We start from the raw sequence: 19,477 nt of genomic DNA on the forward strand, positions 1-19,477 counted from the left end.
GCTTCGCAGCTTCTCTTAATGCGGGTATGATCGGCGTTTACGTTGTCCCAGCCAAGATAGTGGAAGTCGCCCACCGATGCAAAACACCAAGCTCTTGCTAACCAGTTTCACCTTTGTGGGACTGCTCGCACTCGCCGGTTGTTCATTCCCCGGGGTTTACAAAATCGACATCCAGCAGGGCAATGTCGTCACGCAGGACATGATAGACCAGTTACGCCCGGGAATGACCCGTAAGCAAGTACGGTTTATCATGGGCAACCCTCTGCTGACTGACACGTTCCATGCCGATCGCTGGGATTATCTGTACAGCCTGCAACCGGGTGGCGGTGAACGCCAACAGGAACGCATTAGCGTTATCTTCAACCCAAATGACCAGCTTGTCAGCCTCTCCGGTGATTTCATGCCAGGCGTGAGTCGTGACGAAGCCATTCTCGGCAAGGACAGCGGCACTACAGTGGCTGCCCCGGCAGAAAACGTCGAGAAGCCAAAACCGGAAAAACCGGTCAAGCCAGGTTCGTTGCTGGATCAGATCCAGAAGGACGTCGACGGTGTAGAAGCCGTTCCGGTCCCGACGCCGCAACCACTGGAAACCTCGCCGCAATAATTTGCGACGCAATAAAAAGCCCGGCTTGCCCGGGCTTTTTATTGTCTGGCGTTCAAGCCACTCACTGATTCCGCGCTTTGGCCTCGGCAGCTTTCGCCGCGCGCAGCCGACGCACCTCTTTCGGATCGGCCAGCAGTGGCCGGTAAATCTCGATACGATCCCCCGCCTGGACAGACCGACGCTCTGGATCGGCTACAACCTTGCCGAAGATCCCCACGGGGCAATTGGCCAGATCCAGCTCCGGAAACTCCTCAGCCACGGCTGACCTGAGCAGAGCTGCCCGCACGCTCGTCCCGACAGGCACGGCCACTGTCAGCAGCACCTGACGGTCTACGGCCGCGTAGACCACCTCGACTTCAATCATGACCTCAACCATGTATCTGCTTGGCGCGCTGGCAGAACGCATCCACCAAGGTATTGGCCGCCTGGTTGAACAGTGGCCCCAGGGTGGCGCGAACCAGCGGCCCGGCATAATCGAACGACAGATCAAGACTGATCTTGCAGGCCTTCTCGCCCAGCGGCTTGAATACCCACACGCCATGCAACTGATTGAACGGGCCTTCCTCAAGGTTCATTTCGATTGATTGACCGGGAACCAGGGTATTGCGCGTCACGAAATGCTGACTGAGGCCACCCTTCGCCACGCCAACGCTCGCCCGCATATGCTCAGGTGAGCTCTCCAGGACTTCGGCCGACGAGCACCACGGCAGAAACTCCGGATAGCGCGCCACGTCGTTAACCAGGTCATACAACGCTTGCGCCGGGTACGGCAGCAAGGCCGAACGTGAAATGTGTGTCGTCATGTCAGCGTCACTTCCACAGCTGGGCGGCAAACACTACGAGAATGCCGATGGGCGCCACATAGCGCATCAAGAACAAGGACAGGCCAAACAGCGCAGGGTTACGGATCGACAACTCGTCGCGCACCGCCTCACGCCCCATGATCCAGCCCGCAAACACCACGAAACACAAACCGCCAAGCGGCAGCATGAGTCGCGAGGTGAAGAAATCGATCACACCGAAGAAGTCCAGACCACCGGCGGCTCCCCATTGGTAGAGGTGGAACATCCCGCCTTCGTTCACGAAGAACTTGGCCTCTTTCCAGATATTGAAGGAGAACACCGTGCCCAGACCGACAAACCAGCAGCTGAAAGCCAGCCAGAAGGTGACCCAGGCACGACTCACTTTAGTGCGCTCGACCAGGTAGGCCACCATCGGTTCAAGCAGGGAAATCGCCGAACTCCAGGCAGCGACCGCCACCAGCACGAAGAACACCACACCCATCAATTGCCCGAACGCCACGTTACCGAAGGCAAACGGCAGGCTGACGAACATCAGGCCCGGCCCTTCGCTCGGATTCAGGCCCGCTGCGAACACAATCGGAAACAATGCCAGGCCGGCCACCAGGGAAACGAAAGTGTCGAGCAGCGCTACGCCAACGACCGTACCTGATATCGACGAGTTCTTCGGCATGTAGGCGCCATAGATCATGATCGAGCCCACACCCACGCTCAGGGAAAAGAACGCATGCCCCATCGCGGGCAACAAGCCGTCCATGACCTTTTCCGGGTGGAAGTCGAACATGAAATGCACGCCCTCCATGAAATGCCCGGTGGTCATGCTGTAGCCCAACAACACAAGAATCATCACGAACAGCAGCGGCATCATGATACGCAAGCTGCGCTCAAGCCCGGCAACCACGCCCTTGGCGATCACCACCGCGGACAACAGCATGAAAATCGTGTGCCAAAGTGTCAGGCGCCAGGGATCGGCGATCACATTGCCGAAGTAAGCCCCCACCTGATCCGGCGTCGCGCCCTGAAAATCGCCACGCCCCATGTCGATGATGTAGTCCAGCGACCAGCCGCCGACCACACTGTAGAACGACAGTATCAGCAACGCCGTGATCATCCCGGCAAACGCGCCCCAGGACCATTTGGCCGAGTGCCCCGCCTCGGTCGCCAGGATCTTCAAGGCATTGGCCGGACTCTGCCGGGCACGCCGGCCGATCAGGGTTTCCGCCAGCATGACCGGCACGCCGATCAATGCGATACAGGCCAGGAACATCAGCACGAAGGCGCCGCCGCCATAGACGCCGACCATGTACGGGAATTTCCAGATACTACCCAGCCCCACGGCCGAACCGGTCGCGGCGAGTATGAAGACCCAGCGGCTAGCCCAACTGCCGTGGACAGAAACCTTGTCTGTCGACATCGTTATCACGCCCAAGCGTTCAAAAAAGAGGCCGCATTGTCCGGGATTCAATCAACCTGCTCAAGCACGTAGCAACACCGTAGCCGACTCGCGTGCAACTCCCTATAATGCCGCCCCTATGGCTAAACAGAAGAAACACCCAACAGGGACCATCGCGCAAAATAAAAAGGCGCGACACGATTACTTCATCGAACATCGGTTCGAGGCTGGTCTGGTCCTGGCCGGCTGGGAAGTAAAAAGTCTGCGGGCAAGCAAGCTGCAGCTGGTTGACAGCTACGTGCTGCTCAAGGATGGCGAAGCCTGGCTGCTCGGCAGCCACATTACGCCCCTGACGACCGCCAGCACCCACGTCATCGCGGATCCGGTGCGCACCCGTAAGTTGCTGCTCAACCGGCGCGAGCTGGAAAAGCTGGCCGCGGCCGTGCAGCAAAAGGGTTACGCCTGCGTGTGCCTGTCCTGGTACTGGAGCAAGCACATGGTCAAGTGCGAGATCGCCTTGGGCAAGGGCAAGAAGGAATACGACAAGCGCGACACCGAGCGCGAACGCGATGCCGGTCGCGAGTTGCAGCGTGCGGTGCGCAACAAGGGCAAGGAAGAGTAATTCTTTCGCCTTGAGCCCCCTTCGCGGGCAAGCCCGCTCCCACAAGATCCATGGATGCCGACGTTATGCGGCAGACCTGGAACCTGTGGGAGCGGGCTTGGTCCGGGCGGCGATCCGACGAAAGCAATCTCACAAACAATATAGAACCGACTGGCTACATCCCCTTGCGCCGCTCCGCCCGGGCCATGCGCTGCACTTCCTGACGCACTTCTTCCAACACCTCCTGCACATACAAAATATGCCGGCTGGAAACTTCCCGCGCCTGCTCCGCCCGCCCTTCGATAATCGCCTGATACAACTCCCGGTGCTGCGTGATCAGCATGTCGCGGGTTTCAGTACGCTGTTTGTACATGCCACCGATGTTAGTCACGACGTTGCGCTTGAGCAGGTCGAACAGCCCGCGAATGGTGTGCAGCAACACGGCATTGTGGCTGGCCTCGGCGATCGCCAGGTGAAACCTTGCGTCCGCCGCACCCTCTTCGGCACGACTCACCTCTTCGTGACGCGAATAGCAGTCCTGCAATTCGTTGAATGCCGCGGTCAGCCGCTCGCGATCCACCTCCGTGGCACGCAGCGCCGCGTAGTAGGCGCAAGACGCTTCCAGCGTATGGCGAAACTCCAGCAGATCGCGTTGCGCCTCGGGATTGCTTTCCAGCAGATGCAACAAGGGATCACTGAAGGTGCTACCCAGTGATTCCACCACATAGTTGCCGCCGCCCTGGCGGCTGACCAGCAGGCCCTTGGCGGTCAGCTTCTGAATGGCTTCGCGCAACGAAGGGCGTGACACACCAAATTGCTCGGCCAGCGCGCGCTCGGCCGGCAAACGCTCACCCGCTTTCAGCGTGCCCTCGAGGATCATGCCCTCAAGCTGCTCGACAATATCGTCAGACAAACGGCGCTGACGAATCTGATCAAACCCCATAACTCGATTACTCCACGATCCGACGGCTCGCCGGGGCTCTATTCTGGCCTATCGGCGCTGAGCCAGCACCTGCCACAACGCATTTGGTCATACCAGACAGACGACCTGCGCACTTCGTATTCGACAAAAGTTTTAGGGCGGCAAATTGACACACCGCCTACAAGGCTTTTACCCTAGCCAACAGCGATTGTAAATTGGTCTTACCAATTATCCAAGAACGCTGATCAGTGCCTGACCAACAACAATTAGGGGCCACCCCATATGCAAACCTGGCAACAGCTCTATACCCCGCTCGGCAGCCTCGGCCTGTCCGCACTCGCCGCCGTCATCCCCATCGTATTTTTCTTCCTGGCTTTGGCCGTGTTCCGCCTAAAAGGGCATGTAGCTGGCAGCATCACCCTGGCTTTGTCGATCCTGGTGGCGATCTTCGCTTTCCAGATGCCGGTCGATATGGCGTTCGCCGCCGCCGGGTATGGTTTCGCCTATGGCCTGTGGCCGATTGCCTGGATCATCGTGGCAGCGGTGTTCCTCTACAAACTGACAGTCAAGAGCGGGCAGTTTGAAGTCATCCGCAGTTCGGTCCTGTCGATCACCGATGACCAGCGTCTGCAGGTCCTGCTGATCGGTTTCTGCTTCGGTGCCTTCCTCGAAGGTGCAGCCGGTTTTGGCGCACCCGTGGCGATTACCGCTGCGCTGCTGGTAGGTCTTGGCTTCAACCCGCTGTACGCCGCTGGCTTGTGCCTGATCGCCAACACCGCGCCGGTGGCCTTCGGCGCCCTGGGCATTCCGATCATCGTGGCCGGGCAAGTGACCGGCATCGACGCGTTCAAGATCGGCGCCATGACCGGCCGCCAACTGCCGCTGCTGTCGCTGTTCGTGCCGTTCTGGCTGGTGTTCATGATGGACGGCCTGCGCGGCGTGCGGGAAACCTGGCCGGCAGCGCTGGTGGCCGGCTTGAGCTTTGCCGTGACCCAGTACTTCACCTCGAACTTCATCGGCCCGGAACTGCCGGACATCACCTCGGCCTTGGCCAGCCTGATTTCCCTGACCCTGTTCCTGAAAGTCTGGCAACCAAAACGCGCCGCCGGCCAACACATCGTCGGCGCTGTCTCGGCCTCCGTGGTGAGCGCCAGCGTCGGTGGTTTCGGCCAGAAGCGCACTACCGTGGCTTCGCCTTACAGCCTTGGGGAAATCTTCAAGGCCTGGTCGCCGTTCCTGATCCTGACCGTACTGGTCACCATCTGGACCCTGAAACCGTTCAAGGCGATGTTCGCCGCTGGCGGTTCGATGTACAGCTTCGTATTCAACTTCGCCATCCCGCACCTGGACCAGATGGTGATCAAGGTCGCACCGATCGTGACCGCGCCAACCGCCCTTCCGGCAGTGTTCAAACTGGATCCGATTTCCGCCACCGGCACGGCGATTTTCTTCTCGGCCCTGATCTCCATGCTGGTGCTGAAGATCAATCTCAAAACTGGTCTGACCACTTTTAAAGAGACCTTCTACGAACTGCGTTGGCCGATCCTGTCCATCGGTATGGTGCTGGCCTTCGCCTTCGTCACCAACTATTCGGGCATGTCCTCGACCATGGCGCTGGTATTGGCAGGAACCGGCGCGGCGTTCCCGTTCTTCTCGCCATTCCTCGGCTGGCTGGGCGTATTCCTCACTGGTTCCGATACCTCGTCCAACGCCCTGTTCAGCTCGCTGCAAGCGACCACCGCACACCAGATTGGTGTCAACGACACCTTGCTGGTGGCGGCGAACACCAGCGGCGGCGTGACCGGCAAGATGATCTCGCCACAATCGATCGCCGTGGCCTGTGCCGCGACCGGCCTGGTGGGCAAAGAATCGGATCTGTTCCGCTTCACCCTCAAGCACAGCCTATTCTTTGCAACGATTGTCGGCTTGATCACGTTGGCCCAGGCCTACTGGTTCACCGGCATGCTGGTGCACTAAGGGCTACAGGCAACACGATAAAAACCGACGCCGGGCCACGCCCCCGGCGTCCGCTATTCACACCCCGGTCTGTAAGGCTGCTGAAAGCTTCCGGCTCTATATTCAGCAGCCTCGACAGACGAATAACCGGGACCACCCGGAGACCGCCTGATGAGCGAGCTTTTTTACAACGCCGTGCCGAATGCGACCCGTGTCGCCCCGCCACTGCCCGAGCCTCGGCAGTACCCCAGCGAGAAACCGTCACGGGTCTACCTGTTCGGGACCTGCGTGGTCGACTTGTTCTACCCGGAAGCCGGGATGGATGCGATCCACCTGCTGGAGCGCGAAGGCATTCGTGTCGAATACCCGCAAGGGCAAAGCTGCTGCGGCCAACCGGCCTACACCTCGGGTTACACCGAACAGGCACGGACCGTGGCGCGCTCGCAACTGGCGCTGTTTGCCGGCGACTATCCGGTGGTGGTGCCGTCAGGTTCTTGCGCGGGCATGCTGCGCGAACATTACGCCGACTTGTTCAAGGACGAGCCGGATACGTTGAAACAGGTTCAGGCGCTGGCTACCAGAACCTACGAACTGGCCGAGTTCCTGTTGTTTGTCTGCAAGGTGCAGCTCAAGGACAGCGGCGAACCGGTAAAAGTGGCGCTGCACACCTCGTGCTCGGCACGCCGCGAGATGAACACCCACCTGCACGGTCGCGAGTTGTTGGCGCAGTTGAGCAATGTGGAGCGGGTCAATCACGATCACGAAAGTGAATGCTGTGGCTTTGGTGGGACATTCAGCGTCCGTATGCCAGACATTTCCGGTGCGATGGTGGCTGACAAGACCCGGGCGCTGAAGGAATCCGGCGCGCACAAGGTGTTGAGTGCCGACTGCGGTTGCTTGATGAACATCAACGGCTCGCTGGAAAAACAGCAGGAAGCGTTACGCGGTCAGCATCTGGCCAGTTTCCTCTGGCAGCGAACTGGAGGTGCGAAATGAGCACCTCGACGATTATTCCTACGGTTGCCGTAGAAGAAGATTTCCGCACCCGCGCCCACAACGCGCTGGGTGACGCGCAATTGCGAGGCAACTTTCGCAAGGCGATGGATTCACTGATGAGCAAACGGGCAGCGGCGTTCAGCGATGCCCATGAAAGAGAACATTTGCGCGCACTGGGCAATGCAATCCGTGCCCGCGCGCTCTCCAAGTTGCCCGACCTGCTCGAACAACTGGAACAGAACCTGAACCGCAACGGTGTGACAGTGCACTGGGCGGAAACGGTGGACGAGGCCAATGGCATCGTCCTCTCGATCATCCGCGCTCACGAGGGGCGGCAAGTGATCAAGGGTAAATCGATGGTCAGCGAAGAAATGGAAATGAACCATGTCCTCGCTGAACAGGGCATTGAATGTCTGGAATCGGACATGGGCGAGTACATCGTCCAGCTCGACCACGAGAAGCCTTCACACATAATCATGCCGGCGATCCACAAGAACGCCGGTCAGGTCGCGTCCTTGTTCCACGACAAACTTGGCGTGGAATACACCAAGGACGTTGACCAACTCATTCAGATCGGCCGCAGAGTCCTGCGGCAGAAATTCTTCGAAGCGGACATCGGCGTCTCCGGCGTCAACTTCGCCGTGGCCGAAACCGGCACCCTGCTGCTGGTGGAAAACGAAGGCAACGGGCGCATGACCACCACGGTGCCGCCGGTGCACATTGCTGTCACCGGTATCGAAAAAGTCGTGGAAAACCTGCGTGATGTGGTTCCGCTGCTGTCGCTGCTGACCCGCTCAGCCCTCGGAATTCCAATCACCACCTACGTCAACATGATCTCCGGCCCGCGCAAGGAACATGAACTCGACGGCCCGCAGGAAGTGCACCTCGTACTGCTCGATAACGGCCGCAGCCAGGCCTTTGCCGACAGCGAATTGCGCCAGACCCTGAACTGCATTCGCTGTGGTGCCTGTATGAATCATTGCCCGGTCTACACCCGAATCGGTGGTCACGCCTATGGGGAGGTTTACCCCGGGCCTATCGGAAAAATCATCACCCCGCACATGGTCGGCTTGGCGAAAGTGCCGGATCATCCGAGCGCCTCGTCGCTGTGCGGTGCCTGCGGTGAAGTTTGCCCGGTGAAAATTCCGATCCCTGCTCTTTTGCGGCGCCTGCGGGAAGAAAACGTCAAGGCCCCGGACAGCCCCCATCAAGTAATGCGCGGTCAAGGCAGCAAGTATTCGCGCAAGGAGCGGTTCATCTGGAATGCCTGGGCGAAGCTCAACAGCTCGCCAACGCTGTATCGCCTGTTCGGTTTCTTCGCCACCCGTTTGCGCGCCCTCACGCCGAGCAATGTCGGCCCGTGGACGCAAAACCACAGCGCACCGAAACCCGCTGCCCGCTCGCTGCATGACATGGCCCGCGAACATTTGGCCAAACAGGGAGACCGTTGATGAGCGCCAAGCAAAATATCCTCGCCAAACTGCGTAAAAGCCTTACAGGCACCACGCCGGTGGCCGACAACTTCGATGTCGATCTGGTGACCCAGCCTTACACCTACGCGCCGGAGCAGCGCATTGCGCAACTGCGCAAATTGATGGAATCGGTGCACACGGAAATTCATCTGACGTCCGGCGAAGAGTGGCCGACGCTACTCGCGCAATTGCTGCGGGACCGCCAGTTGCCGAGTCTGCTGATCGCGCCGATGACACCCCACGGTCAACGGATCACGCAGCACTGGGCGAATAATCCCGACCTGCCAATGCTCAAGGCCTACGACCGCCCGGTTGAAGAATGGAAAGCCGAGTTGTTCAACGACACCCCGGCGAGCCTGACCGGCACCCTCGGTGCCATCGCTGCCACGGGCAGTCTGATTCTCTGGCCAACCCGGGAAGAACCGCGCTTGATGAGTCTTGTGCCACCCGTGCATTTCGCCCTGCTCAAGGCCAGCGAAATCCGCGACAACTTCTATCAGGTGCAGCAAGAATTCGAATGGGCCCAGGGTATGCCGACCAACGCGTTACTGGTATCCGGCCCGTCGAAGACTGCCGACATCGAGCAAGTGCTGGCATACGGCGCCCACGGTCCAAAAGACCTGGTGGTACTGATCCTGGAGGACCAATGAGTCTACCGGCCGCTTTCCTGCGTGATGCACAGCAACTGATTCCCCAAGAGCGACGTTTCGACGACCCGTTGTCGACCCTGGCCTTCGGCACCGACGCCAGCTTCTATCGCTTGATTCCGCAACTGGTGATCCGCGTCGAGTCCGAAGACGAAGTGGTGGCACTGCTGCAACTGGCGCAACGGGATCAGGTGCCGGTGACTTTCCGCGCCGCCGGTACCAGTCTGTCCGGGCAAGCCATCAGCAACTCGGTGCTGATCGTGCTGGGGGATAACTGGAACGGCCGCGAGATCCGCGACCAAGGCACGCAAATCCGCCTGCAACCGGGGGTGATCGGCGCCCAGGCCAATGCCTGGCTGGCACCTTTCGGACGCAAAATCGGCCCGGACCCGGCCTCGATCAACGCCTGCAAGATTGGCGGCATCGTCGCCAACAATGCCAGCGGCATGTGCTGCGGCACAGCGCAAAACACTTATCACACCCTGGCCGGCATTCGCCTGGTGCTGGCCGACGGCAGTCGTCTCGACACCGAGGATGCCGCCAGTGTCGCAGCGTTTCGCCAAAGCCACGCGGCGCTGCTGGAGCGCTTGGCGACCCTGGGCCGCGAGACCCGGGCAAACGCCGAACTGGCTGCGAAAATTCGCCACAAATACCGTCTGAAAAATACCACCGGCCTGTCGCTCAATGCCTTGGTGGATTTCGACGAGCCTGTGGATATCTTGAGCCACTTGCTGGTGGGCTCCGAGGGCACGCTCGGGTTCATCAGCGCGGTGACCTACGACACGGTGATCGACCATCCGAATAAAGCCTCGGCCCTGATTGTGTTCCCGGATGTCGAGACCTGCTGCAATGCGGTCACCGTGTTGAAAAGCCAACCGGTGTCGGCCGTGGAACTGCTGGACCGCCGCAGCCTGCGTTCAGTGCAGGACAAACCCGGCATGCCGCCTTTCGTACAGCATCTGTCGAACAATGCCTGCGCCTTGCTGATCGAATCCCGCGCCGCATCGTCCACCTTGCTGCACGAACAACTGGCGCAGATCATGGTGTCGCTGAAGACGTTCCCTGTGGAAAAGCAGGTCGACTTCACTGAAGACCCGCAGGAAAACGCCCGTCTCTGGGCCATCCGCAAGGACACTTTCCCGGCCGTCGGCGCGGTGCGCAAGACCGGCACCACGGTGATCATCGAAGACGTCACCTTCCCGGTCGAACAACTGGCCATCGGCGTCAACCGCCTGATCGAACTGTTCGACAAACATCACTACGACGAAGCGATCCTTTTCGGACACGCCCTGGAAGGCAATCTGCACTTTGTCTTCACCCAAGGCTTCAACAACCCGGAAGAAGTCGCACGCTATCAGGCGTTCATGGACGACGTGGCGCAGCTGGTGGCGGTTGAGTTCGGCGGTTCGCTGAAAGCCGAACACGGCACCGGGCGCAACATGGCGCCGTTCGTTGAACTGGAATGGGGCAGCGATGCCTACCAGTTGATGTGGCAGCTCAAACGACTGCTCGACCCCAACGGCATTCTCAACCCGGACGTGGTGCTCAGCGAAGATCCACAGATCCACCTCAAGCACCTCAAGCCCTTGCCCGCTGCTGACGAGATTGTGGACAAGTGCATCGAATGCGGCTTCTGCGAACCGGTCTGCCCGTCGAAAGGCCTGACCCTGAGCCCGCGTCAGCGCATCGTGATCTGGCGCGACATTCAGGCGAAGAAACGCGCAGGCATCGATACGTCCGACCTCGAAGCCGCTTACGATTATCAAGGCATCGATACCTGCGCCGCGACCGGCCTCTGTGCACAACGTTGCCCTGTAGGCATCAACACCGGCGAACTGGTGAAAAAGCTGCGTAGCAGGAAGGCGACGCATACGAAAACCGCCAACTGGCTTGAAGGAAATTTCGCCACGGCACTGCAAGGTGCGCGTTTCACCCTGCACGTGGCCAATGGCGCGCGGATGTTGCTGGGGGCGCCGAGATTGGCGAAGTTGTCGGCGACGTTGACGCGCCTGTCCAAGGGCCAGGTCCCGCAATGGACCAACGCGATGCCGCAACCGGAAAAAGCCATTCGCTTCAGTCCGGCGGTGACCGACGCCCGCCCGCGCGTGGTCTATCTGGCGGCCTGTGTATCCCGCGCCATGGGGCCGGCAGCAGGCGACACGGAGCAAATGTCGCTGCACGACAAGACCCGTGGTCTGCTGGAAAAGGCCGGTTATCAAGTGGTATTCCCGGACAACCTGGACAACCTGTGCTGCGGTCAGCCGTTCGCCTCCAAAGGCTATGTCGAACAAGCCGAGCACAAACGACAGGAACTGATCGGCGCCCTGCTGCACGCCAGCCGCGGCGGTCTCGACCCGATCTACTGCGACACCAGCCCCTGCACCTTGCGCCTGGTTCAAGACCTCGGCGAAACCCGTCTGGACCTGTACGACCCGGTGCGTTTCATCCGTACGCACTTGATGGATCGCCTCGCGTTCACGCCACAGGACGCACCGATTGCCGTGCACGTGACGTGCAGTACGCAACACCTCGGGGAAAGCCAGGCGCTGATCGACCTGGCGCGCAAATGCAGCAAAACCGTGGTGATTCCCGAAGGCATTCACTGCTGTGGCTTCGCTGGCGACAAGGGTTTCACCACCCCGGAACTGAACGCCCATTCGCTGCGCACGCTCAAGGACGCGGTACAACAATGCAGCGAGGGGATATCGACCAGCCGCACCTGTGAGATCGGCCTGACGCAACATGGCGGCATTGACTACCACGGACTAGTCTATCTGGTGGACCGCGTTACCCAGGCTAGGGAGCCCTGAAATCTGGACCTCAAGGCAGGCGCATCAATGCGCCTTCCTTAATGCTTCTTGCCGGAATCAACAGTTCTACAGCAGAAAAAAAGAACCCTGATGTGCCGCCGCAGTCCACTGATCAAGTCCCGCAAATGCGGGACCTTCCAAAAACTCGGTAGACCGATTTGATGGCCAGCAATGCTGGCCCTTCAGTCCCAAGGAGAAACACATGAATCGTTCTGTGCTTTTAGGTTTGTTCGTTGCTGCTTCCATCATGGCTTCCACTTCGTTTGCGGCCGAAAAAGACCTATGCGCGGTCAACCTGCAAACCATCGAAAACGGCAAGGCACAGATTCCTCCGGAAATGACTGACCAGGTAAAAGCCTCCGTCGAGCAAGCCAAAGCCGACCAGGCAAAAGGCACCAAGGAAGGCACTGATGATTGCATCGCCGAGACCAACGACATCATCAAGGCCGTCACCGACTCGAAAAAAGGCGCGAAGTAACTCAGCCCAAGGCCAACCTTCGGGTTGGCCTTCTGGGCCGCGCTGGCGTACATCAACAACGGAGTACTGGCAGCCGGGAGCTCAAAGCCCGGCTGCGCCCGCTACGAAGCAAAACAAAACCCGCCAGTTGCGGGTTTTGTTGCATCTGGGCTCTGGAAATGTGTAACCACCCGCATCCCTGGAAAGCTCGACACATTTTCTGAAAAAACCGAATTCTTGCGTTGAATCGTAGTCTTTGAGGTACACCCCATCAGATCGTGGCTGATTTTTCGGGCTCGGCTTGGCCGTCCGCTCATACGGCAGCACCGAGACCCTCAGCTCAAGGAGATCCCCATGAAACGCACCACACTCGCAGGCCTGTTCATTGCTGCTGCCATGCTGGCCTCTCCTGTATTTGCTGCGGACAACAACCTTTGTACGAGCAAGTTGCAAGAGCTCAAAGGCAAAGTGAATGCGCTGCCGGCGACCTCCGCAAACACCACGATGGAGATCAAAAGACTGATGTCCAGCGCCGAAGCCTCACAAGCCTCCGGAGACGACAAAAAATGCGCCACCGAGGCCACCCAGGCATTGGCACTCGCTGACAAACTGAGCAACGAACCAAACCCATGATCTGTGGTGGTCAACCTTCGGGTTGGCCTTCCGGAGCGTGATGACGTACACTGTACAGGCCTGCTGCTCACTTGATTCAAAGAGCATCAGGCTCGGGGCCGTTTAGGATTCGACGCCGGTTGCGAAACTTTAGGTGCATGCCGAGTTGGTAACAGAACTCGTAAATCCACTGTTGCAACTTCCTATAGTTGCCAATGACGAAACCTACGGGGAATACGCTCTCGCTGCGTAAGCAGCCTTAGCCCTTCCCTCCTGGTACCTTCGGGTCCAGCAATCATCAGGGGATGTCTGTAAACCCAAAGTGATTGTCATATAGAACAGAATCGCCGTGCAGTACGTTGTGGACGAAGCGGCTAAAACTTACACAACTCGCCCAAAGCACCCTGCCCGTCGGGTCGCTGAGGGTTAACTTAATAGACACGGCTACGCATGTAGTACCGACAGCGGAGTACTGGCGGACGGGGGTTCAAATCCCCCCGGCTCCACCACTTCATCATCTAAAGACGTCCACGGACGTCTTTTTTTGTGCCTGAAATCCAGTAAATACGCGGCCTCCAGGGCTTTCGGGGACTTTTGAGGATTTCTGAGTTCCAGGCGCTTTGGTATCCCAGGTGGTATCCCGGGCTACCAAGTGCTACTTTCAGGATACCAAAACGGTGCTGGAGGTAGCCCCCATGCCTACTAACGCAACCCGCCTCTCCGATCGCCAGCTCAAGGCAGTCAAGGCAACTGGTAAAGACTTCGTCCTCAGCGACGGCGACGGCCTGCAGCTTCGAGTACGCGCCAGCGGCTCGATGATGTGGAATTTCAATTATCGCGAACCGTTGACCAGAAGCCGTCTTAATATGGCGCTCGGTCCATACCCCGACCTCTCATTAGCGAATGCTCGGAAGAAAGCAGTCGAGGCGCGAGAGCTACTTGCTCAGGGCATTGATCCCAAAGCCCAGCGCGATGAGCAAAGGCAAGCCAGATTGGCTGAGACCGAACACACTTTTGAGAAGGTGGCCACGGCCTGGTTTGAGCTAAAGAAAGACTCCGTGACCAAGGCCTACGCCGAGGATATTTGGCGCTCACTGACGCTTCATGTTTTCCCGAGCATGAAGGCCACACCTCTTGCGGACGTCACGGCGCCAGTAGTTATCAAACTCCTTCGCCCCCTCGAAGCCAAAGGCAGCCTGGAAACAGTGAAGCGTTTAAGCCAGAGGCTCAACGAGATCATGACCTACGGCGTCAATTCCGGGCTGATCTTCGCCAACCCGCTGAGCGGTATTCGAGCGGTTTTCAAAAAGCCCAAGAAAGAAAACATGGCCGCGCTACCGCCCGAAGAGCTTCCCGAGCTCATGATGGAAATCGCGAACGCCAGCATCAAACGCACGACCCGCTGCTTGATCGAATGGCAGTTGCACACCATGACCCGCCCGGCCGAAGCGGCCACAACTCGTTGGGCCGACATCGATTTTGGCAAAGCCCTGTGGACCATTCCCGCCGAACGCATGAAGAAACGACGCCCGCACGCTATTCCGCTCACCGAGCAGGCACTTGCACTACTTACGACACTTAAGCCTCACAGCGGCCATCGGGAATACGTGTTCCCGGCAGATCGGGATCCCCGCACCCATGCCAACAGTCAGACGGCCAACATGGCATTGAAACGCATGGGTTTCCAGGATCGCTTGGTCAGCCACGGCCTGCGATCGATGGCCAGCACCATACTAAACGAGCATGGCTGGGACCCGGAGCTTATCGAAGTGGCACTGGCGCATGTGGATAAGGATGAGGTTCGTAGCGCCTACAACCGAGCGGATTACATCGAGCGCCGTCGGCCGATGATGGTGTGGTGGAGTGAGTACATCCAAAAAGCGGCGACAGGTAATCTCTCGGCTAGCGCTATCAATGTGTCTAGGGACCGGAACGTAGTACCGATCCGGTAGACACTTGCGATAGACCGCGTGCGCCCACTGCCCTGCCGACGGAGATGACAGAAACAATCGCCAACTCCTTTCGTTTTTAGCCTTTCCGGCTAAGCCCCTGAACATGGGAAGGCTCCGCATTCCCATGTTCAGGGGCTCACGCTTAAAAGATCTATCAGCCAGCCAAGAGTTGCGCCTTTCTGCGGCGGATTAACCTTGCTGTTAACCCATAGTAGTAAACGGTCGCTGGTGCTGAGCAACGTAGAGAGTATTCCAAAAACCATCTCACGTGCTTTTCCCTCCAAGACCAGGGAGTTGCGCAACCCCAGCGCTCACGAATCACCTCGTGCATCCTTTCAGCTTGCCTGATGTGCCGCTGCCGCGTGGCATGCGCACCCTTGAGCACCGGACTCAGAAACAACGCCATGTCGGAGTCGGATTTCATCGACGGCCTCCGATGTAGGCACTCAGCACATCGATGCGGTTATGTCCCAACTCTTGGCTGATCTGCTGTCGTGCACGCTGATCAAGCTCTCGATCTTCTCGATTAACACGCCCGCCATTGACGGGCGCATCGAAGCCGGTCAGTTGCTCATAGCGCTCACAGGCGTAAGCCGCTCGCAGCTCATGAAAGCCTTTCAATCCATGCTCGTGCAGCAGGTCCCGTGTCGGTCGTACAACTGTCTGCATGAAGTCTTTGTAGTTTTCGTTGGGCGCCAACAAATTCCGACTACCCCTGGGAGAGGCCTCGCTGGCGCTATCTAGGGCATCACGGACTTGATCCGTAACCGTGATCCAACGCGGTGCCGATGCCCCTGACCGACCGCCCTTGGTGCCATCCTGGATATTTATTTTGCCCAGTCGTTGAGCCTCTCGTTGCAGCCGTGGCAGGTCCGCCAAGATCGCTTCACGCAGGCGCATGCCGGTCTCCCGGGTGAGGAGCACAATGGCACTCACCCTCTCCTGCTGACGATCTGACAACGCTTGCGCAATCAGCCTAACCTGCACACGGTCTTGGCCTTGTGGAGCCTCACTACGCACGCTTGAGCGCTGCAAGCCCAGCGCCTTGCTCGGACTGGGGATTTTGACGTACTGATCACCGCGCAGCGCGGCCATGGTGCGGTTCACACTGGACAGGCGGTTCTGCGCGGTGGCGATGCCGACGTTGCCCTGTTGAACCTGCTCTCGCACGTGGACGGCGTACCGCATGAGGATCTCGCGGTCGATCTGGCGCGCGTCATTGAGTCCCGGTCCTTCATCGGATCGACACCATTGCACGAATGCCTGCCAGCGATCGATATGGGTTTTGACGGTAGCAAAATGGCCGTCGCCAAATAGGTCTTTCAAGGCTTGCGGTCCGGCATAGCTGAGCTGGCGACCGAAGCCGAAATTGCGCCCCGCTCGCTTACCGACGCGAGCCATTTTTCTGCTCCTGATCGACTGCTGCGAGCTCATGCAAAAGGGCTCGCCAGTGTGCACTCACGATAGCGAACTGGGCCCAATCAGTCGGGCGAAAACACAGCGTTTTGTCGGTGACGTAAAGATGCGCACCCTCCTCTCTCAACCATTGAATGATGGCTGTCGTCGAGGTGATAGTTTTACGGATGGTCGCGACATCGGCGACACCGGCGACACCGGCGACAACACTTGCCTTGTCCGGCTTTGAGCGTGGCGACAAAGTGGCGACACTAGCGGCGACAAACCGCGCTTTCGGCTCCCTTTGTTGGCGCTGGGCCAAGTGGTTGCGCAGCGCTTCATCAAGATTGAACATGGCGCACCTCGAAGGTGTGGCCGTCGGTGATCAGCCACTGATGATCAATCAACTCGACCAATAGCTTGGTGGCATGACGACTGCTCTTACGAGCAAAGCGGGGGCCATTGCGGTTCAGGTCTCGGATACTGAAGCGCTTCCAATCCTTGACCTGCAGCCAGCGCAGCAGTCGGTCCGCCTCCTCCTTTACCCGGCATACCGGTTCCTGTTCGGTCAAGCGCTGAATCTCGGTGAGGTAGTACCCCACCAAGGCCGAGGCCCGCTGGATATGGTCGACCTCCACAACAGTGCTCTCCTCCACAACTGCCAGAATGCCAGCGACGCGCAGCAGGTTATCGGCGGCCTTCGATCCGCTAGGCCGCACGTTGGACAATTCCCCAAACTCACCCAACTGGGCTTCGATGGCATCATGCAGATCAATCCAGCGACGGCGGGCCAACGGACTGAGGGTCAGCAGTGACAGCTGCAGAGCACCATCAGCGGAAAGTGACCATGGCTGATGAAACAGGGCCGAAAGACGGTGGTGATAGCGCTTTAGGGCGGCGTCTTTGGACAAGTCGACAGCCTGATAACTGCGTTGTCCGGCCAGGCTGGTAGGCCAGGTCATGAGGCAGCGACCGAGGATGCCTTGCCCCTGCAGCAACGGGTCACTGAGTAGCTGCATAGCCAAGTAAGGTTGCAGCATCAGGTGCAGGCTCACGCGTCGGTCATACGCTCGCAGGCTTTCGCCTGCCATGGAGCGCGCGCGATCAATCGGGCTACCGTCCCAGAGTGACGATAGGGTCGTGACCGCTTTCAAACGGTTATCCCGACTCATGGTGCTGCTACCGAGGAATTGCCCGCCTTCGTCACAGAAGAGGCCCATGCTCGGTAAGTCGTGACAGAGCCCCTTGATCAGGGCCTCGATAGTAGGATCCGTGGTGATCAGCCGGGGTGCCGAAGGCTCCGCTTCAAGCGGTACGTTTATTGTGGAGTCGGGTTCGGCAGGGTTGATACGCTGTGCCTGTCGCTGGGCGACACGGTACCGGGCAAGCTGTTCGCGGTAGTGTTGCCACTGTTCACGCTCCCAGTGCCGTGCTGGCAGCAACGCAAATCGATCTGCCGCCGTCTTGCGATCCCCTGACGCGGCCACTGTGATCAGGTACAGCGACAGGGGATAATTTCTCCCGTCGAGCTGTAAGCCCGCATGACCTTGGGTGGCCAGCGCCGAGGTGGCCAACACCGATTGCGCGGCCAGTGCCTGGGGCACGCCGATGACCTCGGCCATGCGCTCAACCGCAGGCCCAAGAATCCCACCCAGTGCCTGTACCGGATAAGGCTGGGCCACGGGATTCGACTCAATCAGCGGTCGAGGTGGTCGTGGTAGTTCAAGCTTCGGATCTAACTGCTGCATGGGCCCTCTCCTCGGTAGTTGCTGGCTGTCCTCACATACTCCCGCCACGCTTGTTGAGTGTTATCAGGGATCAAGGCCCCTGCGACCTGTGAGGTGTTCACTGACGCGGAACGTACGGCTCCTTACGACCGGGAGCGAGGGCATGAACCCATGAATCTGGCCTCCTTGGCGCATCCGAAAATGCGGGCGGGTAGAGGCTGTGCCAACTGACGAGTTCGGCACCTGAAGATCATGGGTGGGAGAAGGCAACGACATGGACACCTGAGGCATGCCTGACAGTCAGTCAGGTGCAGCTTTTCCATAGGCTGCGGCAATGGTGCCTGTGTCATTGCGGAAAGCGACGAATCGGATTTGTCAGCCCGATTGTCACGAGGAGAGTTGCGGCAATGCCTTGTAAGACGTGGCTTGCAGCAGTGGTACAAGCGCCCGTCTCTTTCCGGGAGAAAGAGACGGGCGCGGTCTGGCGCATAGATGTGTGCCTAAAGGTGAGGTGGCTGCAGCGCAGCGAGGTAGGTCTATCGTCTGCCGCAGTGGGCAGCTAAGTCGAATAGGCATCCATCACTCTCTGGGAGTGACCGTGCGAGCCGCCGGACGCTAATCGCACTTGGGGAAGAACCACCACGCAAGTGGCGTAGCCTTGAAGGTTCTGACTACCTGGGCTGGTGCTGTCAACGACAGCGATCCGTGCGCCAATTTTTATACCCACTCGGAAAGTCGGTCAAGCATCACGGCCAAAGCGTGCAAGAAGTGGCGACTGTCGCCACTAGTGTCGTCATGCCGCAGGCCATGTTTTACGCGGGTTGTCGCCGGTGTCGCCGGTGTCGCCACATGTCTAACCGTAGTATTACGACAAGCTCGGCTCTAACACTGAAACTGCGTTGCACTCGATAAAGATCGTAAGTAATTACTGGCGGGGAAACGACGGCCCGGCGCTAATCAAATTGAAATGGGAGGGTAGATCGAAGTGGCGACGAGAAAAAGCGAGTGAACCCTCCGATCGGCGCGATCAAAGATCGCTGGATCGGAGGGTTTGGCGGGAAAAGCAAAGTCTCAAACGCCAATTACAGACTCAAGCATCAAAGCTAGTTGATTGGGAGGTAACGGCTTCACGC

The 19,477-nt window shown here is 58.9% G+C and carries 18 protein-coding genes and 1 other RNA gene; 11 read left to right on the plus strand and 8 right to left on the minus strand.

The window, feature by feature from the left end; genetic code table 11:
* Nucleotides 1-76 precede the first annotated feature (76 nt).
* Entirely contained in the window at nt 77-604 is a 528-nt protein-coding gene (locus KGB28_RS23975) for an outer membrane protein assembly factor BamE (RefSeq protein ID WP_150727496.1), read from the plus strand.
* A 61-nt stretch (nt 605-665) separates the two neighbouring features.
* Here the strand turns inward: KGB28_RS23975 and KGB28_RS23980 are convergent, their stop codons facing one another.
* From KGB28_RS23980 to KGB28_RS23990, 3 genes are read right to left on the minus strand one after another with little or no spacing between them, the layout of a single operon-like run.
* Nucleotides 666-980, minus strand: a complete 315-nt coding sequence (locus KGB28_RS23980; RefSeq protein WP_223448142.1) for an RnfH family protein — start codon at nt 978-980, stop codon at nt 666-668.
* The gene (locus KGB28_RS23985) at nt 973-1,407 is read right to left on the minus strand and encodes a type II toxin-antitoxin system RatA family toxin (RefSeq protein WP_103394085.1); all 435 of its coding nucleotides are present in this window, start codon (nt 1,405-1,407) and stop codon (nt 973-975) included. The genes KGB28_RS23980 and KGB28_RS23985 overlap by 8 nt, the downstream gene beginning before the upstream one ends.
* A 7-nt stretch (nt 1,408-1,414) precedes the next feature.
* Nucleotides 1,415-2,818 (minus strand): sodium-dependent transporter, encoded by a 1,404-nt coding sequence (locus tag KGB28_RS23990; RefSeq protein WP_223448143.1) that lies wholly within the window; start codon nt 2,816-2,818, stop codon nt 1,415-1,417.
* Between the two features lie 118 nt (nt 2,819-2,936).
* Between KGB28_RS23990 and smpB the strand changes: the two genes are divergently transcribed.
* Nucleotides 2,937-3,419 carry an SsrA-binding protein SmpB gene (smpB, locus tag KGB28_RS23995; RefSeq protein WP_007993569.1) on the plus strand — a complete coding sequence of 161 codons (483 nt, stop codon included), beginning with the start codon at nt 2,937-2,939 and terminating at the stop codon, nt 3,417-3,419.
* Nucleotides 3,420-3,573: 154 nt separating this feature from the next.
* On the opposite strand, the gene KGB28_RS24000 is transcribed toward smpB, so the two are convergent.
* Entirely contained in the window at nt 3,574-4,341 is a 768-nt protein-coding gene (locus KGB28_RS24000) for an FCD domain-containing protein (RefSeq protein ID WP_150754333.1), read from the minus strand.
* Nucleotides 4,342-4,602: 261 nt separating this feature from the next.
* Here KGB28_RS24000 and KGB28_RS24005 point away from each other — a divergent pair, with 261 nt between their 5' ends.
* From KGB28_RS24005 to KGB28_RS24045, 9 genes are all read left to right on the plus strand, one after another.
* Nucleotides 4,603-6,297, plus strand: a complete 1,695-nt coding sequence (locus KGB28_RS24005; RefSeq protein WP_223448144.1) for a lactate permease LctP family transporter — start codon at nt 4,603-4,605, stop codon at nt 6,295-6,297.
* 150 nt (nt 6,298-6,447) lie between these two features.
* Nucleotides 6,448-7,272 carry a (Fe-S)-binding protein gene (locus tag KGB28_RS24010; RefSeq protein WP_223448145.1) on the plus strand — a complete coding sequence of 275 codons (825 nt, stop codon included), beginning with the start codon at nt 6,448-6,450 and terminating at the stop codon, nt 7,270-7,272.
* On the plus strand, nt 7,269-8,723 hold the full coding sequence (locus KGB28_RS24015; protein WP_223448146.1) for a LutB/LldF family L-lactate oxidation iron-sulfur protein: 1,455 nt from the start codon (nt 7,269-7,271) through the stop codon (nt 8,721-8,723). Before KGB28_RS24010 ends, KGB28_RS24015 begins: the two co-directional genes overlap by 4 nt.
* The gene (locus KGB28_RS24020) at nt 8,723-9,394 is read left to right on the plus strand and encodes a lactate utilization protein C (RefSeq protein ID WP_223448147.1); all 672 of its coding nucleotides are present in this window, start codon (nt 8,723-8,725) and stop codon (nt 9,392-9,394) included. The genes KGB28_RS24015 and KGB28_RS24020 overlap by 1 nt, the downstream gene beginning before the upstream one ends.
* Nucleotides 9,391-12,201: an FAD-binding and (Fe-S)-binding domain-containing protein gene (locus KGB28_RS24025; RefSeq protein ID WP_223448148.1), complete on the plus strand. Its 2,811-nt coding sequence runs from the start codon at nt 9,391-9,393 to the stop codon at nt 12,199-12,201. The genes KGB28_RS24020 and KGB28_RS24025 overlap by 4 nt, the downstream gene beginning before the upstream one ends.
* Before the next feature lie 202 nt (nt 12,202-12,403).
* The gene (locus KGB28_RS24030; protein ID WP_223448149.1) at nt 12,404-12,679 is read left to right on the plus strand and encodes a hypothetical protein; all 276 of its coding nucleotides are present in this window, start codon (nt 12,404-12,406) and stop codon (nt 12,677-12,679) included.
* 333 nt (nt 12,680-13,012) lie between these two features.
* Nucleotides 13,013-13,291 (plus strand): hypothetical protein, encoded by a 279-nt coding sequence (locus tag KGB28_RS24035; RefSeq protein ID WP_223448150.1) that lies wholly within the window; start codon nt 13,013-13,015, stop codon nt 13,289-13,291.
* 94 nt (nt 13,292-13,385) lie between these two features.
* Nucleotides 13,386-13,779, plus strand: a transfer-messenger RNA (tmRNA) gene (gene ssrA, locus KGB28_RS24040).
* A 186-nt stretch (nt 13,780-13,965) separates the two neighbouring features.
* Entirely contained in the window at nt 13,966-15,222 is a 1,257-nt protein-coding gene (locus KGB28_RS24045) for an integrase domain-containing protein (RefSeq protein ID WP_223448151.1), read from the plus strand.
* Between the two features lie 154 nt (nt 15,223-15,376).
* Here KGB28_RS24045 and KGB28_RS24050 read toward each other — a convergent pair whose 3' ends face one another.
* Genes KGB28_RS24050 through KGB28_RS24065 form a run of 4 tightly spaced genes read right to left on the minus strand, consistent with a single transcriptional unit; the run spans nt 15,377 to nt 18,365 of the window.
* A complete protein-coding gene (locus KGB28_RS24050; RefSeq protein WP_223448152.1) occupies nt 15,377-15,646 on the minus strand; it encodes a hypothetical protein in 270 nt (89 codons plus the stop codon).
* Nucleotides 15,643-16,623, minus strand: a complete 981-nt coding sequence (locus KGB28_RS24055) for an integrase domain-containing protein (RefSeq protein ID WP_223448153.1) — start codon at nt 16,621-16,623, stop codon at nt 15,643-15,645. Before KGB28_RS24055 ends, KGB28_RS24050 begins: the two co-directional genes overlap by 4 nt.
* Nucleotides 16,607-16,972: a hypothetical protein gene (locus KGB28_RS24060; protein WP_223448154.1), complete on the minus strand. Its 366-nt coding sequence runs from the start codon at nt 16,970-16,972 to the stop codon at nt 16,607-16,609. Before KGB28_RS24060 ends, KGB28_RS24055 begins: the two co-directional genes overlap by 17 nt.
* On the minus strand, nt 16,959-18,365 hold the full coding sequence (locus KGB28_RS24065) for a YfjI family protein (protein WP_223448155.1): 1,407 nt from the start codon (nt 18,363-18,365) through the stop codon (nt 16,959-16,961). Before KGB28_RS24065 ends, KGB28_RS24060 begins: the two co-directional genes overlap by 14 nt.
* Nucleotides 18,366-19,477: the final 1,112 nt, after the last annotated feature.

Origin of the sequence: Pseudomonas sp. BF-R-19, assembly GCF_019956445.1 — a bacterium.
Classification (GTDB): domain Bacteria; phylum Pseudomonadota; class Gammaproteobacteria; order Pseudomonadales; family Pseudomonadaceae; genus Aquipseudomonas; species Aquipseudomonas fluorescens_BH.

What these genes read in the sequence shown, in the direction of transcription:
- smpB (WP_007993569.1), top strand. Translation starts at nt 2,937, where the DNA reads ATGGCTAAACAGAAGAAACACCCAACAGGGACCATCGCGCAAAATAAA.
- KGB28_RS24035 (WP_223448150.1), top strand. Translation starts at nt 13,013, where the DNA reads ATGAAACGCACCACACTCGCAGGCCTGTTCATTGCTGCTGCCATGCTG.
- KGB28_RS23990 (WP_223448143.1), bottom strand. Translation starts at nt 2,818, where the DNA reads ATGTCGACAGACAAGGTTTCTGTCCACGGCAGTTGGGCTAGCCGCTGG.
- KGB28_RS23975 (WP_150727496.1), top strand. Translation starts at nt 77, where the DNA reads ATGCAAAACACCAAGCTCTTGCTAACCAGTTTCACCTTTGTGGGACTG.
- KGB28_RS24030 (WP_223448149.1), top strand. Translation starts at nt 12,404, where the DNA reads ATGAATCGTTCTGTGCTTTTAGGTTTGTTCGTTGCTGCTTCCATCATG.
- KGB28_RS24020 (WP_223448147.1), top strand. Translation starts at nt 8,723, where the DNA reads ATGAGCGCCAAGCAAAATATCCTCGCCAAACTGCGTAAAAGCCTTACA.
- KGB28_RS24065 (WP_223448155.1), bottom strand. Translation starts at nt 18,365, where the DNA reads ATGCAGCAGTTAGATCCGAAGCTTGAACTACCACGACCACCTCGACCG.
- KGB28_RS24015 (WP_223448146.1), top strand. Translation starts at nt 7,269, where the DNA reads ATGAGCACCTCGACGATTATTCCTACGGTTGCCGTAGAAGAAGATTTC.
- KGB28_RS23985 (WP_103394085.1), bottom strand. Translation starts at nt 1,407, where the DNA reads ATGACGACACACATTTCACGTTCGGCCTTGCTGCCGTACCCGGCGCAA.
- KGB28_RS24005 (WP_223448144.1), top strand. Translation starts at nt 4,603, where the DNA reads ATGCAAACCTGGCAACAGCTCTATACCCCGCTCGGCAGCCTCGGCCTG.
- KGB28_RS24050 (WP_223448152.1), bottom strand. Translation starts at nt 15,646, where the DNA reads ATGAAATCCGACTCCGACATGGCGTTGTTTCTGAGTCCGGTGCTCAAG.
- KGB28_RS24055 (WP_223448153.1), bottom strand. Translation starts at nt 16,623, where the DNA reads ATGGCTCGCGTCGGTAAGCGAGCGGGGCGCAATTTCGGCTTCGGTCGC.
- KGB28_RS24010 (WP_223448145.1), top strand. Translation starts at nt 6,448, where the DNA reads ATGAGCGAGCTTTTTTACAACGCCGTGCCGAATGCGACCCGTGTCGCC.
- KGB28_RS24060 (WP_223448154.1), bottom strand. Translation starts at nt 16,972, where the DNA reads ATGTTCAATCTTGATGAAGCGCTGCGCAACCACTTGGCCCAGCGCCAA.
- KGB28_RS24045 (WP_223448151.1), top strand. Translation starts at nt 13,966, where the DNA reads ATGCCTACTAACGCAACCCGCCTCTCCGATCGCCAGCTCAAGGCAGTC.
- KGB28_RS23980 (WP_223448142.1), bottom strand. Translation starts at nt 980, where the DNA reads ATGGTTGAGGTCATGATTGAAGTCGAGGTGGTCTACGCGGCCGTAGAC.
- KGB28_RS24025 (WP_223448148.1), top strand. Translation starts at nt 9,391, where the DNA reads ATGAGTCTACCGGCCGCTTTCCTGCGTGATGCACAGCAACTGATTCCC.
- KGB28_RS24000 (WP_150754333.1), bottom strand. Translation starts at nt 4,341, where the DNA reads ATGGGGTTTGATCAGATTCGTCAGCGCCGTTTGTCTGACGATATTGTC.